The organism is Lysinibacillus sp. ACHW1.5 (genome assembly GCF_022014815.1).
In the GTDB taxonomy this organism is placed as follows: domain Bacteria; phylum Bacillota; class Bacilli; order Bacillales_A; family Planococcaceae; genus Lysinibacillus; species Lysinibacillus capsici.
Map to the genome: position 1 here is coordinate 3,918,256 of NZ_CP091777.1, position 15,922 is coordinate 3,934,177.

A 15,922-nucleotide genomic window follows, 5' to 3' on the forward strand; every position below is an offset into this window, starting at 1 on the left:
ACGTGGTGCTGAGGATACTTCCATGTTACTCTTCACTTTTCTTGAAAAAGCTCTTTAAAGCGTCATACACATCGCCTTTTTTTCTCAAAATATGGTATCTGAATTTAGGATCATCAATTTTTTTATACGTATACATAAGCGTTGAGAATCGGTTATGCTGATTCACCTCACCATAGCCAAACATGCTGGATACATCCATTAACTCTCCTACTAGCTTCAAGCACTTTTCATTGTCCATCGATATATTTTCACCATCTGAAAAATGGACAGGATAAATATTGTAGCGAGACGGATGATATTTATCCTGAATTAATTCCAATGCCTTTTTATAAGCTGAAGAACAAATGGTTCCACCACTTTCGCCCTTTGTAAAAAACTCCTCTTCTGTGACAACCTTTGCCTCAGTATGATGGGCAATAAATTCAATTTCTACTGTTTCATATTTTGACCGTAAAAACTTCGTCATCCAAAAGAAGAAGCTTCTCGCACAATATTTTTCAAATGCTCCCATTGAGCCACTTGTATCCATCATGGCGAGCACTACGGCTTTGGATTCTGGTTTCTCCACTTCATCCCATGTTTTAAAACGTAAATCGTCATTGTGGATTGGCGTTATTTCTGCTTTCCCATGCATCGCATTGCGCTTTAATGCATTCAAAATGGTACGCTTTTTATCGACATTACCCATGAGTCCTTTTTTTCGAATATCATTAAACTCTATTTTTTCTGTTTTAATATCTGCCTTTTCTTTTTGCTGTAAATTAGGTAACTCTAGTTCATGAAATAAAACATTTTGAATTTCCTCAATACTGACTTCCGCTTCATAATAATCTTGGCCAGGCTTGTCACCTGCTTCTTTACCTTTACCGGGAGCCTGATTGGCCTTACTGCCATCGCGCGCTACTACATCTCCAACACTACTATCCCCTTGTCCCTGCCCTACATGCTTAGAGTTATCATAGTTATATCGAATTTTATATTCATCAAGTGACCGAATTGGTATCTTAATAACCTCGCGACCATTGGACATCACAATACTTTCTTCGCTAACTAAATCAGGTAAATTATTTTTAATTGCATCTTTCACTTTTTCCATATGGCGTTGTTGGTCTTGGTGCCCTTTACGATGGAGGGACCAATTTTCCTGAGAAATGACAAAGCGTTTATTTTTGTGTTCAGTCATTTTTATCCTCACCCATCTATCAAATTCGCTTTTTCTATACTATGCTTGAGAGCCAAATTTTTGAACTTTTTTCATAAAATCAATTGTAAATCTATCAATCACGCCTCAATGCGTCCAGATTTTTTCCGATTATGCTCGAAAGTTTCTCTTCAAAGTCTCGGACATCCTCTGGGGCTTTTTGTTGATAAATCTCTCCTCCTGATAATAAAAGGAGTGCCCTAAAAATGGGACACTCCTATCTGACTTGGAACAATGAACATCAAGTTATCGATTGAGCAAACTTCCTACATACTGTAACAACTCATTTGCTGATGTTGTATTATAGCCATGTTCATCAACAAGCCTTGCCACAACCTCATTAATCTTCTTCAGCTGCGATTCATCTGGCATCTTAGAAGAAGTAGTAATTTTCACGACATCTTTCAAATCTGCAAATAATTTCTTCTGAATGGCTTCTCGCAATCTTTCATGAGAATTGTAATCAAAACGTTTACCTTTTCGTGCATAGGCTGAAATTCGAATGAGAATCTCTTCACGGAATGCCTTTTTAGCATTTTCTGAAATGCCAATTTGCTCCTCAATCGAGCGCATTAATTTTTCATCTGGGTTCATTTCTTCCCCAGTAAGTGGATCATAAATTTTATTTTTATTACAAAATGCCTCTACATTATCGAGGTAGTTGTTCATCAATGTTTTTGCCGATTCCTCATAGGAGTACACAAAAGCCTTTTGTACTTCGTTTTTAGCAATTTCATCATATTCTCTACGAGCAACCGCAATATAATTCATGTATTTTTCACGATCCTCTTGAGAAATAGATGCATGCTGATCTAGCCCATCCTTCAATGCTCGTAAAACGTCTAAGGCATTTATAGATGGTATCTCTTTGCGGATAATAGCGGAAGAAATACGGTTAATAATATAGCGTGGATCAATACCGTTCATGCCTTCATTCGGGAACTCTTTCTTCAGCTCCTCTAAGTCAACGGAATTAAATCCCTCCACATTTTCTCCGTCGTACAAGCGCATTTTTTTAATTAGATCCACACCTTGTTTTTTCGGAACTTCCAATCGAGTAAGAACCGAAAAGATTGCTGCGGCCTTTAAAGCATGCGGTGCAATATGGACATGGGACATATCGCTCTCTTTTATCATCTTTTCATAAATATGCTCTTCCTGACTAACTTTGAGGTTGTAGGGAATTGGCATAACGATAATTCGAGAATGTAATGCCTCATTCTTTTTGTTCGAAATAAATGAACGATACTCTGTTTCATTTGTATGGGCAACGATTAACTCATCTGCACTAATTAAAGCAAATCTTCCTGCTTTGAAATTTCCTTCCTGTGTTAGCGATAATAAATTCCATAAGAATTTTTCATCTAGTTTTAGCATCTCCTGGAATTCCATCATTCCTCTATTGGCCTTATTCAGCTCCCCATCAAAGCGGTAAGCACGAGGATCCGACTCTGAGCCAAATTCACCTATTGTAGAAAAATCAATACTTCCTGTTAAATCTGCAATATCCTGTGATTTAGGGTCTGATGGAGTAAATGTCCCAATGCCCACACGTTTATCTTCTGAAAAAGTAATACGTTCAATCATTACATTTTCAATGCGTCCATCGTATTCCTTTTCAAGACGCATTGTATTTAAAGGCGATAAACTTCCTTCAATTCTAATCCCATATTCCTCAAAGAACTCATTACGCAAATGATGTGGAATTAAATGGAGCGGATCTTCATGCATTGGACATCCCTTAATTGCGTAAACTGCACCTTCATCTGTTCGCGAATATTGCTCTAAGCCGCGTTTTAGTAAGGTAACGATAGTTGATTTACCACCACTAACTGGTCCCATTAATAATAAAATACGTTTTCTAACATCTAACCTGCGTGCTGCTGGATGGAAATATTCCTCCACCAGTCTTTCAATTGCTGTTTCAAGCCCAAAAATTTCTTGTCCGAAAAATTTGTACATTTTTTGCCCATCGCGTTCCTCTACACCAGAACTTTTTATCATATTGTAGACGCGTGAATGGGCTGTTTGAGCAACTTCAGGTCTTTCCCTAATGATGTTTAAATAATCTGCAAATGTCCCTTCCCACTTCAGCCTGTTTTCTTCTTCGCGATAGTTTTTCACTTTATCTAAAATGTTAATAGCCTTCCCTCCATTCAGGGCTTGATTTATAACATAGTATGAAGTTAATGGCATGATGATACCATTACTTTTTCTTTGATGAAGTTTCTTCTTATTATTTCTATTTTTTTTTGCAAAAAAATAGCGGAGATATCAACTGTTTTCATACATAGAACCTTACTGAATGAAGATAAAAATTTCGGTTATTCTAACGTTAGAAAGGAGGTCTATCATTGCATCGCCATTTTATATTTCTTTTCACGTGTTTATTTTTAGTGATTATGCTGTACCCTTCCGTCTCTTTTGCAAAGGAGGATCTTACAGAAGAAGAAATTTTACAGCAGCGTATGTCCTATTATGTACAATTCGATGAATTACTCATTCCATGGCATTTTTTAGCTGCTATCGATCAATATGAAAGAAACCTACAATCAGTTCGTAAAGACATCCCTAAACGAGAGGGCTATTTGGCTATTCAATTTTCTGATGAATACTGGTCAGGCGCATTAAATCCTGTAAAGGAAGACACTTCTCCTGAGACAATTAGCTATTTCGGAGGAATGGGCCTTGACGGTAATCATGATGGAATAGCTAGTCCAAAGGATGATGAGGATGTCATTTTTTCGATGGCTAGTTATTTAGGGAAATTCGGAACAACAGATGAGGATTTTAAATTAGCATTATGGGAATATTACGGAAGCGAAGAAGCAGTCAATCAAATATTTACCATCTCCACATTGTACAGACATTTTAAAACTATAGAACTTGATGCACATACCTTCCCGCTAAATATCCGCTCTGATTACAGTTACAGGGGCACTTGGGGCGCCAATCGTGGTTGGGGGGGACGCCGTATTCATGAGGGAACTGATATTTTTGCCAGCTATGGAACGCCTGTATTATCTACCTCTTATGGAATAGTGGAGGTTAAAGGATGGAATCAATTTGGTGGCTGGCGTATTGGTATTCGGGACAATCATAATTCCTACCACTATTATGCCCACCTTGGTAGCTATCATAAGGAAATTGAAGTAGGTACAATTGTAAAACCTGGTACTGTTCTTGGCTATGTTGGAAGCTCTGGATATGGAAAAGAAGGTACATCTGGCAAATTCCCTCCACATCTTCATTATGGTATTTATAAATTTAATGGAAGAACCGAATGGGCTTTTGACCCTTATCCTTCCCTTCTACAGTGGGAGCGCAAGGCGAAAAGTCAAAAACAATAGAGAATCCTTTACTTATGGCACTTGAAGCATGTTGCTTCAGGTGCATTTTCTTTCTACATAGGAAATTCTACATAAATATATAAATCAGTCGTTAGACATCTATATATATTTAACTATTAATAAAAGGAAAATAATTATATCATTGTACTAAGAAACTATTTTTAAATATTTCTACCGAAAGGCTTATTAATACGCATAATTAGTTATAAAATAATACTTGTGTTGAAAAAATTTCTCAATGAGATAGTAAAGGGATGGGAAAATGAAAGGCATTATCAAGTTTAAAACACTTAAAACTCGAATTTTAAGTGCATTTATTCTTTTGTTAGTTTTAGTAGTTAGCTTTACAACCTACACTTACAATTCCAATACAAATATGGAAAAACAAGCAAAAGATTTAGTGAAAGAAGATTTAGTTGTTTTAGATGCAAGTAAAAATTTAGCACTCTCTATGAGTGTCCGCCTATCTGCAGCGTTAAATTATGTGTTGACAGGTGACGAAAAATACAAAGAATCATTTAATGAGTATCGCAAAATGGCTGAGGAAAATAACGCTATTCTAGACAAATATGAAAAATCAGATGAACGCGATCAACTTGTAGCAATTGCCCGAGATTGGAGTACCCTTGTCAATACAGAGGTATTTGATATCTACCAAAAGGGCAATAAAGAATTAGCTTTAGAAAATTTAATGGATACACATGAACTCGTAACGAAAGTGCGATATGGTTACGAAAAACTGGCAGATGAACGCGCTAAAGCCATTACAGATGTCGGTAACGATGTCGTATCAACTAGCTCTGAGAATCGAACAATTGGTATCGCCTTTAGCTTGATTCTAACTATAGCGGGTATTCTTATTGCTATTATCACAGCAAGTACCATTTCTAAACCTGTTACAGTCGTAGCCGACCGAATGAAAGAATTAGCAGATGGAAATTTACAACTAGAGCCTCTACCTGTAAAAACACGAGATGAAATTGGAACGTTAATGGTAGCAGCCAATGACATGAACGAAAAATTAAAACAAACGATCCAGTCTATCTACACGGTTTCTGAAACAGTAGCAGCTAGTAGTGAAGAACTTGCTCAATCATCGAATGAGGTACAAGCAGGTACTGAGCAAATTACAGTAACCATGCAAGAGCTTGCATCGGGTACAGAAACACAAGCTTCTACCACAGGTGATTTGGCAGAAACAATGACAGCATTTAAGCGTAGCATTCATGAAACTACACAGGAGGGCATTGAATTAAGCGAACATTCTAGTCATGTTCAACAATTAACGGTTTCAGGGAAAAGTTTAATGGTTCAATCTACCAAACAAATGGCTACAATAAATGAAATTGTATTAGACTCTGTGAAAAAGGTGGAAAATTTAAATGAACAGTCTGCTGAAATATCCAAGCTTGTGTCCGTTATCGATGATATTTCAAACCAAACAAATTTACTTGCCTTAAATGCAGCCATCGAAGCAGCACGAGCAGGTGAGCATGGCAAGGGCTTTGCTGTTGTGGCAGATGAAGTCCGAAAGCTTGCTGAGCAAGTACAGTTCTCTGTCACGGATATTGCAACAATTGTCCAGCGTATTCAAGGTGAAACTGGCACTGTAACATCTGCCCTTCAGACTGGCTATGAGGAAGTAAAAAGAGGAACCACTCAGCTCGATGAAACAAATAAAACATTTGAAAAAATTTCTGATGCTGTTGGGGATATGATTGATAATATTTCAACGATTTCAACGAATTTAAATCAGCTGGCTCAAAATTCGGAAACCATTAATGCTTCTATTGATGATATGGCCTCCATTTCACAGGAATCCGCAGCTGGCGTTGAGCAAACAACAGCAACTGTTGAGGAAACCGCCGCTACAATGGATGAAATCGCTAGAAGTGCAAATCAGCTTGCTGGAATGGCCGAAGAATTAAATACACAGCTACAGCAATTTAAAATTTAATCATCTAAACAACAATGGCTATCTCAAATTTTTCTATTTTGAGATAGCCTTCTCTCTTATTGCCAATGACTTATTGGCACTCGTTCCAGTTCATGACGTTTAATAATAACACTTATCTTTTGAAACCATTTCTCACAAAGCTCTATGGCTTCTTTATAGTCATCCTCCTCTTTTGATATGGGATCTTCACTATTATCCATGAACATATATTCTTGAATAGGCTCTGATAAATGATCTACAACTAACTTTAGCGATAGCTGTGAAATTGTATCTTCTTCTACCTCCTCTTCTTCTATTTCATCTGCTTCAGCAAGTAAGGAACCACTCATTAGATGATTCTTTGTTCGAACCGTAAATACTTCATCTTCCATGATGGCCACCTCATATATTCTGTTAAATGGAACCTCTATAATTTTTAGTTCTTCGTCTAAAGCTTCTCTTCGGGCGAAAATAAGCATGTTTGTCTCTTCATTTAACAGTAAAGCATTTAAAGCATCATGGGAAACTGTACATTGTGTATGAGGAATAGCCATTATCTCCTCCTCACTAGCTTCCGTCATGGCTGTCAAAGTTTGTATGGCCATATAACGCTCTTTTAAATAACGGATACTTCCTAGACCGACTAAAGCGAGCCCAATTAAAAAAAATAGTTGCTTAATAATGACTAATTCAATAGCATTTGCTAGATAAAGATAGACAATCCCTAATAAAATGAAGAAAATATTTTTCATTCAATTCCCGCCTTTATCAAGATAATCACTAGAAAAATTCAGATGATGTACTAGCAATAGTATTCTTGATTCTATCTTTTCATTCTAATAAAAAACACGAATTCATTGAACTTTACAATGAATCCGTGCTTTTGCTTTTAACGACCAATTAGCTCTTCTTTACTACTTACGTCATCTAATGTTTTATCTTTTTCTATTTTATGCATCTCAAGAACATGCTCAGATGGCGGCACGAGTAAGCTCACCACGACAATTGTGATACCAGTTATAACAACACCCGAAAATACAGGAGCCTGCCATAATTCATTTAATAGGCCTATGAAGCCTTCTGATTGGATTGTCAGACTAGGTACGAATGTTAGTGATGTCACAATATAATAAACTAAGCCAACGGAAATACTTGCCCAAACTGCGGGTGTACTGACACGTTTCCAAAATGGTCCTAAAACGATTGGCCAGAATATTGTTACGAATATAATATCCCAAGCTAAATAAGCTAAATCAATTACTTTTTGGAAGCTTACAGCTAGCACTAAACCTAATAAAGCACTAGCTAGAATAATAGATCGTGAAAATCTTAATAGCTTCTTAGGATCAGGATTACGATTAATAAAATCTAAATAAATATTCTTTGTCACAATCCCTGAAGTCGCTACATAACATGCAGCTACTGTAGACATCCCCATGGCTGCCATAGCTGTTAAGAAAATAGCTGCTAATATAGGCGGAAAATAACCTTGTGCAAAGGTAAGCATCAATGTTTCTGGGTTTGTGCTCTCAGGATAAATAGACTTAAAGGCTTCCCCTAGCATCCCTGGAATCCAGCTAATTGCAATGACAATAATACCAGCAATAATCATACTTCGTTGTGCCACTCGCGGACTTTTCGCAGCAGCTACCCGCTGCCCAAGGTCAACTGCTGGGATATCTCCAAGTGCTAGTACAAGATACAAAGTCCAAAATTCTGCTCCTGCCTTCTCAAATAATGTACTGATATTCCACCACTCAGGATTAAATGTAACGTCAGGATAGTAAAACAAAATAAAAATGGTGATACCCAAAATGCCTGCCACTGCAAGCGCACCTTGTACGATTTCAGTATAGGCAACTGCCCATAAACCACCAATAACTGAATAAATAGCCGTTAGCGATACAAATAGAAGCGCCGCAGGTATAAAATCAATTTGCAACAATTGCTGAATAATATAAGTTCCACCAACTGTTAATGCCGCTGCATTAAAAACACCAAAAGCAATTGCCATAACAACCCCTGTATAGGCTCCTAGCTTTTTACTGCCATAGCGTAAACCGTAGTAATCTGCTAATGTCCAGCCCTTTAAACGTCGTAATGGCTTGGTCCAAATGAGTGCGCCAAGAATCATACAAGTCCCTAAACCACCCATTGTTGCCGAACCTTCAAAGCCACCACTTGTATAGCCAGAGCCTACCGCTGCAAAAAAGAAGGGAGCAGCTAATAAAGCAGCGACTAAACTACCCGTTACAACGGATAAAGGCATGCTCCAGCCAGCAACAATTAAATCCTCGGCTGTGTTGACACGCTTATAGCCTTTATAGCCAATGTAATAGATAAATAATAAGTATAAGCAAAAGATAATAATATTTAACATTATTTACTCCTTCGTTTTCCATTAACCGTTCATTACGACCCCACCATTTGGCGTTAATATTTGACCTGTATAGAAGTCAGCATGATTAGAGGCTAAAAATAATACACTTTTCGCAATCTCCTCTGGTTGCGCTAAACGTTTTAATGGATATTTTGCGGATTCTTCCTCCACATAGTTATCGCCAAACTCTCGTAGAATGTCCGTAAATGTTCCACTAGGAGCAACTGCATTGACAAGTATAGAAGGTGCTAATTCTCTTGCTAAAGCCTTTGTAAATGCATTAATAGCACCCTTCGCAGCTGAATAATGTGTGAATTCTTCACAACCCAAGCTACCAATATCAGATGAAATATTGATGATTTTCCCTGTATTACGTTCCTTCATTCTTTTAGCTGCTTCACGGCAATTATAGAAACAGCCATATAAATGAACTTTAATCATGCGGTCCCACTGCTCATCCGTTAAATCTGTCATACTGGAACCCTGTGCAAATCCAGCGTTATTTACAAGAATATCAAGATCCCCGAGATGCTCGTCCATAAATTGATGCATCGCTTGTACTTCTTGTGAGTTAGCAACATCTGCGTGGAATATTAAAGCTTTCACACCCCACTTTTCTGCTTCTGCACGTACAGCTTCTGCCTCTTGCTCATTCCCAATATAATTAATTAAAATATTGGCTCCATGTTGCGCAAAGCCTAATGCAATTGCTTTACCAATTCCTTTACTAGAGCCTGTAATTAAAACATTTTTTCCTGTAAAATTAATGTCCATTATGATCATTCTCCAATTTGAATTTTGCCACAAGACCTTGCAGCTCTTCTGCAGTTTTGCCCAATGATGAAGAGGCATCCTTTACTTCCTGCATGGTAGATAATTGCTCTTGTGTAGATTTCGATACATTTGAAGAGAATTCTGCTGACTGCTCTGCAGATTGTTTAATATTATTAACAGATGCCGCCACTTCCTCTGAGGATGCAGAAATTTGTTGTGAGGCTGCTGAAATTTCACGTATTTGGCTAGCTACTTCTTCTGATGCAGTAAGAATTTCTTTAAAGATTTCGCCTACTTCATTGGTAAATGCCATCCCTACCTTAACATCCTCTTTGCCTTTCTCCATAACCGTGATAGAAGCATTTGAATCAGACTGAATAGAACTAATTAAATTATAAATTTCTGTTGCTGATTGAGAGGATTGTTCTGCTAAGCGTCTCACCTCATCCGCAACAACGGCAAAGCCTTTTCCATGTTCACCTGCTCGTGCCGCTTCGATGGCAGCATTTAATGCTAATAGATTTGTTTGATCGGCAATAGCAGTAATTAAGCTAACAATTTCACTTATTTTTTTCGTATTAACATGTAGACCATTAATGGTTGTCCCTATTTGTTCAACAGAATCATTAATTAACTCCATTTGAGCAATAACTTGTTGTACAACTTCATTGCCTCGTTCAGAAGCCTGTGATGCTGAAATAGAAGATTCCGCAGCTACATTTGCAGAATCAGCAATTTGCTGAATACCTGTTGCCGTTTCTTCCATAGCAGCAGCTGTTTCCTCTGTCATGGTCATCGAGGCCTCAGCATTTTGTGTAATTTGATTCATGTCTAGTGCAATATTTGTTGAGCTGTTATAAGTTTCACCAGCATGTACCGTTAATTGATTGGCTGCTGAAGAAACGTGATTGGATGTATTGCGTATGTTTAAAATAATATGTTGCAAATTAGCCACCATTGTACGAATGGATTCAGATAATTTACCAATCTCATCCTTCGATGTCTCTAAATCAACATCTATTAATTCACCATTTGCCACTTGATTGGCAACGTTCACTACTTTTTTCAGTGGCTTTAATAGTCGATCTATAATTATGTAAACTAAAACTAATAAAATTAAAATGCCGATAATGGCAATGACAATTTGCTTAATCACACTTGTTTTAATAATCGTATTGATATAATCAGCGGAGTAATCAATCCCTAATAGGGCAATCAGTTGGCCATTATCATCTTTAATAGGACTAAAAACCGTTCTCCAAGAACCAAAAGGATCCTCGAAAATATCAGTTACCTCTGTACTATTATTTTCAATAGCTAATTTTGCTGTTTCTACATGTTCATCCGCTAAATCAGTAAAAATTTCACCAGCTTCATAGACTTCATTTAGATTAGAGGTATAACCAATTGGATTGACGCCACCCTCATCCTTGACATCCCAAATATAACTCCAGCTCATAATACCTTGCTGTTCCTGAATCATATCAAGTTGCTTTTGGATCTTTGTAAACTTTGCGTTTGTTTCCCCTTTTTCGGACAGCAAATCTTTTACTTCATCACTGTCTAAGTTCATAGCTGTTAATAAACCAACACTTTTTAATTCTTGCTTCAAATCCACATTCATCCGATTATTCAATTCACTAATACTTTGCGTCGTAATAATAGCGATAAGCAGTAATACAACGATAGAGACTGTTAGTAAAAGCTTATTTTTTAATGATGTGTTTTTTAACAACGTCATTTCCCCTTTTCCTCCTTTGAACTTTACTTGCAAAAAAAATGCCTATTTCAAAAGAAATAGGCATAAAAGAACAAAAACTAGAATGAAGATGATACAACTAGCACTCTTTTGCAACCCAGCCGTCATAGCATTTATTGCCTTAGACCTGTAGCTTTGCGTCTCTACTTTTCAGTAAATTTGCCTATATTTCCCTACCAAAATTAACACAGTAGGTAAAAGTAGTCAATGCTCTCTACTTAAAACATACATATTTTATACTAGCTGTTCCTTCATTAATAATTATATAAATTACTTAATTATGAAGGTTTTATTCATCTATGGGACAAAATAAAAACAGCTACAACCTCAATTAGCGTTGTAGCCGTCAACTTTCAATTCACTTACCCCTAAGTGTTTGAATAAATTATACGTTTTGTGTGACAAGTAATACGGATGGTATGAAGGATAACGCAAACATAGCGATATACCATACGGAAGTACGACGTAATGAAAAGCGCACTTTTTTTCGTTCTGCATAAAAAATATCTAACATAACTGCAACAATAAAAGGCATTGTAATACATGCAATAGCTACTAATAAGATGTCAAAATAAATCATACAAGCACCCCTTTGTTTGTGAACATTTTTCATCTTTTTTGTGAACATTTTGTGATAAATTCATTGTACACAATTTCGTCACAAATTGTCAACGAGTTTTAAAGAAAAAAATGGCACTTTATGATTGATATCCATTGTGCATTATGCTCTATATTTATATGTTAGGCCCCTTAAAAAATTTCGTACGAATGAATCGCCACACTCTTTATAATTACGATGACTTGGATTTCTTAAAATAGCACCTAATTCACCTTTTGTGACTTTAATACCGCCGTCATATAAAATCTCAAGCATCTCCTCGGTTGTTAAAGCTAAAGCAATTTTCACTTTCTTTAGTAGCATATTATTTGGGCTTTCTTTACCTGACACAGGTAACGGTCCAACCGCCTGTCCTTCCCTTGGTTTCTGAGGCCCGCGTTTAAAAGTAATTAATCCATTTAAAAATGCCTCTAACATTTTATTATTACATTTGATGTATTCCTCTGGCGCTTCTTCCTCATCATTAATCTTAATCAGCATATTTAATACTTCTTCCTTTGTATAATCCATGCCACCAAGTTTAAAAATTTCTACCATATCTACATTTTTTATATCGAACGCATAGCGTAAACGAATTAAGATATCATTATTTGTCATTATATGTTCCTCCTTTAATTAACCTTATATAGTAAAGAGCCAGGCTTAATTATAACAGAGAGTTTGCTGATTATTGCTAGCTTTCCACAAGTTGTTGTTGTTAGCAAATAGCGTGTGCATTTCCTACTTTTTAAATGTATGAAAAATTTCATCGCAACCATTCTAAGGTCAAGGAGGTGAGAACAATGGCTAACAATAACCGCAGTTCAAATAAACTTCTAGTACCTGGAGTACATGAGGCTGTCAATCAAATGAAATATGAAATTGCACAAGAGTTTGGCGTTCAGCTTGGACCAGAAGCATCTTCTCGCGCAAATGGTTCCGTTGGAGGAGAGATCACAAAACGCCTGGTTGAAATCGCTGAAAAACGTTCAAAAGGTTTATTATAATTAAATACTAATATGAAAAGAACGAATCCCATTTACATAATTGGAATTCGTTCTTTCGTGCTCTATAAAATTATGCTGTTTGCAATTCCTTCCCTGAGCTCTTAAGCGTTAGCATAACGATAAAGGAAATACAATACAGTGCTGCTAAGTAAATCATCACGACAGTCATATCGTAGCTTTGTAAAATAAAGCCGACAAAGATTGGTGAAAACCCACCTATAGCTCGTCCAAAGTTAAAAATGGTGTTTGTTGCTGTACTGCGAATTTGTACTGGATAAAAGCTACTAATTAATGCACCATACCCTGCAAACATTCCATTAGAGAAGAATCCTACAACCGCACCGCCTACTAATATCGCTACTGCACCTGTTGCAAACGAGTAAAGGAATACAGCACATGCAGAGGCTACTAAAAAGATCCCGAACGTTCGCTTTGCACCAAAACGATCCATAAATCTGCCAAACGTTAGCATTCCAATGATCATGCCTACTGCGGTACTAATGGTCCACAATGCTGAGCTTGAGACCGATAAACCTTGCGATTTCTGTAACATCGAAGGTAGCCAAATCATTAGACCATTATAGCCTGCAATTTGAACAGTAGCCATTAGAATTAGGGAGAGTGTTGTCATGGTGATACGAGGTGAAGCAAATAATTGTGCTAATTTCCCGTTCTCTTCCTTATTATTTTGTTGTTTCTGCGCTGCTAACCATTCTGGTGATTCATCAATATTTTTACGTACGATAAAGGCAAAAATAACTGGTAGTAATCCTACAAAGAATAATGCACGCCACCCTAAAGTTGGTAAAATAATAGCACTTAATAAAGCGGCTAAAATGACTCCATATTGTGCACCTACACTGACATAAGAGGATGCTCTGCCTTGTTTATTCTTTGGCCAAGCCTCCGCCACAAGCGCCATCCCAATACCATATTCTCCGCCAGCACCTAAACCAGCGATAAATCTATAAACATAAACTTGTTCAATACTTGTTGCTACTCCTGTTAAGGCCGTTCCGATGGCAAACAAAATAATCGTATACGTAAATACTTTTACTCGACCATATTTATCTGCTAACACACCGAAAACAATACCACCCAGTAGCATCCCAATATTCGTGATGGATGAAATCAATCCACCTGTTGCAAGATCAATATTAAATTCTGCAATAATCATTGTCATAGCAAAGGAAATAAACATAATATCCATTCCTTCTAACGTTAGCCCTGCCACTGAAGCGACCACGGTTTTTTTACGATAATCCATTCTTGTTAGCCTCCAATTTTCTAGTTGTCGATCTCTTTTAGTGAATGGATTATAGCTGTCTTGTCCATTCTCTTTTGAAGCCTCACAGGACTTCCTTTAAAAGAGGAGTATGGAACAATAATAAAAGCCCTTCCGTCACAGAGGACAAAAGGGCATGACAAAGCAAAGATATTAGCTTAAAAATATCACATAGCCCTTTTCAGCCTCTCTGGACCGTATTAAAGGATTTATATATCGTTCATTTATACCGTTCTACATTCTATAAGATTTAGAAAGAAAAAGCAATGGTCGAATAGTGGAAATTCAACTCGGTAATTCTATAAAGTTTTGAGCAAACTGATAAATTAAATTGGCAGGTACAGCCAAATTAAGGTTTTGACCATCATCGAAGCCTGCTGTAATCAGACCTACCAAGCGCCCATGCATATCCAATAAAGCACCCCCCGAACTGCCATTTGATATAGCGGCTGTAAATTGAATCATAGACATTTGCCGTATATCACGAAAACCAGAAACAATTCCATCAGAAACCGAATTAAACAATCCTAAAGGACTGCCAATCGCCACAATTTTTTGCCCTCGAACTAATTGTCCATCCATTTTAACAGGTAAAGGGTGGCTTCTTCTGTCTACCTTCAAAATAGCCAAATCATGCATATCATGATATTTCACAAATTGATGAGTAATATACTCATTGGTATCATTTTCATAGAGCACAGAATAATATTTTCCACCACCCACAACATGCAAGTTTGTTAAAATATATCCATCTTGGTGGAGAATGACACCAGAGCCATAGCATAAAACCTTGTCATCTTCCCCGAAGGTCTTTATCATCACAACAGATGTGGCTAAGGAGGCTAATTGCTCATAGCTCCACTCCTCTGTCGCATTCGTTTTTTGAGCAGGAATGTTCAATTGTCTTAAAGTACTTTTAATAGGCAATGTTATTTCTTTTTCATAGAAATGACGACACATATGTAAGGTAGATGACGCTTCTATTATAGGGTACAAATTGGCAATATCTCCTTTAGGATTCATGTAACAAATATCGCACCCCAGTGACGATAAGAAATATAAAAATAGTAATTCATGCTGCGTAATGTCGCCTATAAAAACAATTTTTGGGGACGTTGGATTTTCCTCAGAAAAAATTTGTGGTAAATAATAATCCATCCAATACAAAAATTTAACGGCAAAATTTTTTAACAACGTTTCATTAGGATAAGGCTGATTTTCTTTAAATAGTTGAATCATCTGTAAAAAGCTTAGCTTTTTTGTCCATTCAAGTTGATCACTCGCTAATTTACTACACAAAGAAAGCTTATACAGTAATTGCTTGTTTTCAGCAGCAGTCTGCCACCTTCTCCAACTTTCCGTCAATCTATCTACATCTTCCTTATTACGAATGACCTCAAGCTTCTGCAGCCGTAAATAAAAAATGCTTTGCTTGGAGAAATACTCCTCCATTTTTAGAATCTCATCTTTATAAAAATCTACAGAATCAGGTATACCGATATATCTTAGAAAAACTACTTCCTTCGTAAGAGAATGTTTGTGGTGATGAATTTGCATAAACTCCTGAAAAGTATTTGCTGATTTATTGTATTTAATTTTTAACGGTCTAGTTGTCACAATCATCTTCATACA

The 15,922-nt window shown here is 36.9% G+C and carries 13 protein-coding genes and 1 riboswitch; of the genes, 3 read left to right on the forward strand and 10 right to left on the reverse strand.

The window, feature by feature from the left end; all coding sequences use genetic code 11:
• Positions 1 to 25: 25 nt before the first annotated feature.
• Both yhbH and L6W14_RS19750 read right to left on the reverse strand, forming a co-directional pair.
• Entirely contained in the window at positions 26 to 1,183 is a 1,158-nt protein-coding gene (yhbH, locus tag L6W14_RS19745; RefSeq protein ID WP_131521970.1) for a sporulation protein YhbH, read from the reverse strand.
• A gap of 264 nt (positions 1,184 to 1,447) precedes the next feature.
• Positions 1,448 to 3,343, reverse strand: coding sequence for a PrkA family serine protein kinase (locus tag L6W14_RS19750; protein ID WP_066038234.1), 1,896 nt, complete (start codon positions 3,341 to 3,343; stop codon positions 1,448 to 1,450).
• Positions 3,344 to 3,555: 212 nt separating this feature from the next.
• Here L6W14_RS19750 and L6W14_RS19755 point away from each other — a divergent pair, with 212 nt between their 5' ends.
• Positions 3,556 to 4,551, forward strand: coding sequence for a M23 family metallopeptidase (locus L6W14_RS19755; protein ID WP_131521971.1), 996 nt, complete (start codon positions 3,556 to 3,558; stop codon positions 4,549 to 4,551).
• A 262-nt stretch (positions 4,552 to 4,813) separates the two neighbouring features.
• Positions 4,814 to 6,508, forward strand: a complete 1,695-nt coding sequence (locus L6W14_RS19760) for a methyl-accepting chemotaxis protein (protein WP_131521972.1) — start codon at positions 4,814 to 4,816, stop codon at positions 6,506 to 6,508.
• A gap of 56 nt (positions 6,509 to 6,564) precedes the next feature.
• On the opposite strand, the gene L6W14_RS19765 is transcribed toward L6W14_RS19760, so the two are convergent.
• From L6W14_RS19765 to L6W14_RS19790, 6 genes are all read right to left on the reverse strand, one after another.
• Positions 6,565 to 7,239, reverse strand: coding sequence for a ceramidase (locus L6W14_RS19765; protein WP_237898736.1), 675 nt, complete (start codon positions 7,237 to 7,239; stop codon positions 6,565 to 6,567).
• Between the two features lie 137 nt (positions 7,240 to 7,376).
• On the reverse strand, positions 7,377 to 8,867 hold the full coding sequence (locus L6W14_RS19770) for a sodium:solute symporter family protein (RefSeq protein WP_131521974.1): 1,491 nt from the start codon (positions 8,865 to 8,867) through the stop codon (positions 7,377 to 7,379).
• A 21-nt stretch (positions 8,868 to 8,888) separates the two neighbouring features.
• The gene (locus L6W14_RS19775) at positions 8,889 to 9,641 is read right to left on the reverse strand and encodes an SDR family NAD(P)-dependent oxidoreductase (RefSeq protein ID WP_131521975.1); all 753 of its coding nucleotides are present in this window, start codon (positions 9,639 to 9,641) and stop codon (positions 8,889 to 8,891) included.
• A complete protein-coding gene (locus tag L6W14_RS19780; protein WP_237898737.1) occupies positions 9,631 to 11,382 on the reverse strand; it encodes a methyl-accepting chemotaxis protein in 1,752 nt (583 codons plus the stop codon). The genes L6W14_RS19775 and L6W14_RS19780 overlap by 11 nt, the downstream gene beginning before the upstream one ends.
• Positions 11,383 to 11,488: 106 nt before the next feature.
• A riboswitch (cyclic di-GMP riboswitch) is annotated at positions 11,489 to 11,574 on the reverse strand.
• 211 nt (positions 11,575 to 11,785) lie between these two features.
• On the reverse strand, positions 11,786 to 11,980 hold the full coding sequence (locus tag L6W14_RS19785) for a hypothetical protein (protein WP_004225659.1): 195 nt from the start codon (positions 11,978 to 11,980) through the stop codon (positions 11,786 to 11,788).
• A gap of 141 nt (positions 11,981 to 12,121) precedes the next feature.
• On the reverse strand, positions 12,122 to 12,616 hold the full coding sequence (locus tag L6W14_RS19790; RefSeq protein ID WP_103118849.1) for a YehS family protein: 495 nt from the start codon (positions 12,614 to 12,616) through the stop codon (positions 12,122 to 12,124).
• 185 nt (positions 12,617 to 12,801) lie between these two features.
• Between L6W14_RS19790 and L6W14_RS19795 the strand changes: the two genes are divergently transcribed.
• Positions 12,802 to 13,005 (forward strand): alpha/beta-type small acid-soluble spore protein, encoded by a 204-nt coding sequence (locus tag L6W14_RS19795; RefSeq protein ID WP_004225662.1) that lies wholly within the window; start codon positions 12,802 to 12,804, stop codon positions 13,003 to 13,005.
• A gap of 70 nt (positions 13,006 to 13,075) precedes the next feature.
• Here L6W14_RS19795 and L6W14_RS19800 read toward each other — a convergent pair whose 3' ends face one another.
• Entirely contained in the window at positions 13,076 to 14,272 is a 1,197-nt protein-coding gene (locus L6W14_RS19800) for an MFS transporter (protein ID WP_131521977.1), read from the reverse strand.
• Between the two features lie 303 nt (positions 14,273 to 14,575).
• Entirely contained in the window at positions 14,576 to 15,913 is a 1,338-nt protein-coding gene (locus L6W14_RS19805; protein ID WP_237898740.1) for a trypsin-like peptidase domain-containing protein, read from the reverse strand.
• Between the last annotated feature and the right edge of the window lie 9 nt (positions 15,914 to 15,922).

What these genes read in the sequence shown, in the direction of transcription:
- L6W14_RS19760 (WP_131521972.1), top strand. Translation starts at nt 4,814, where the DNA reads ATGAAAGGCATTATCAAGTTTAAAACACTTAAAACTCGAATTTTAAGT.
- L6W14_RS19800 (WP_131521977.1), bottom strand. Translation starts at nt 14,272, where the DNA reads ATGGATTATCGTAAAAAAACCGTGGTCGCTTCAGTGGCAGGGCTAACG.
- L6W14_RS19805 (WP_237898740.1), bottom strand. Translation starts at nt 15,913, where the DNA reads ATGATTGTGACAACTAGACCGTTAAAAATTAAATACAATAAATCAGCA.
- L6W14_RS19775 (WP_131521975.1), bottom strand. Translation starts at nt 9,641, where the DNA reads ATGGACATTAATTTTACAGGAAAAAATGTTTTAATTACAGGCTCTAGT.
- L6W14_RS19790 (WP_103118849.1), bottom strand. Translation starts at nt 12,616, where the DNA reads ATGACAAATAATGATATCTTAATTCGTTTACGCTATGCGTTCGATATA.
- L6W14_RS19765 (WP_237898736.1), bottom strand. Translation starts at nt 7,239, where the DNA reads ATGAAAAATATTTTCTTCATTTTATTAGGGATTGTCTATCTTTATCTA.
- L6W14_RS19780 (WP_237898737.1), bottom strand. Translation starts at nt 11,382, where the DNA reads ATGACGTTGTTAAAAAACACATCATTAAAAAATAAGCTTTTACTAACA.
- L6W14_RS19795 (WP_004225662.1), top strand. Translation starts at nt 12,802, where the DNA reads ATGGCTAACAATAACCGCAGTTCAAATAAACTTCTAGTACCTGGAGTA.
- L6W14_RS19785 (WP_004225659.1), bottom strand. Translation starts at nt 11,980, where the DNA reads ATGATTTATTTTGACATCTTATTAGTAGCTATTGCATGTATTACAATG.
- L6W14_RS19770 (WP_131521974.1), bottom strand. Translation starts at nt 8,867, where the DNA reads ATGTTAAATATTATTATCTTTTGCTTATACTTATTATTTATCTATTAC.
- yhbH (WP_131521970.1), bottom strand. Translation starts at nt 1,183, where the DNA reads ATGACTGAACACAAAAATAAACGCTTTGTCATTTCTCAGGAAAATTGG.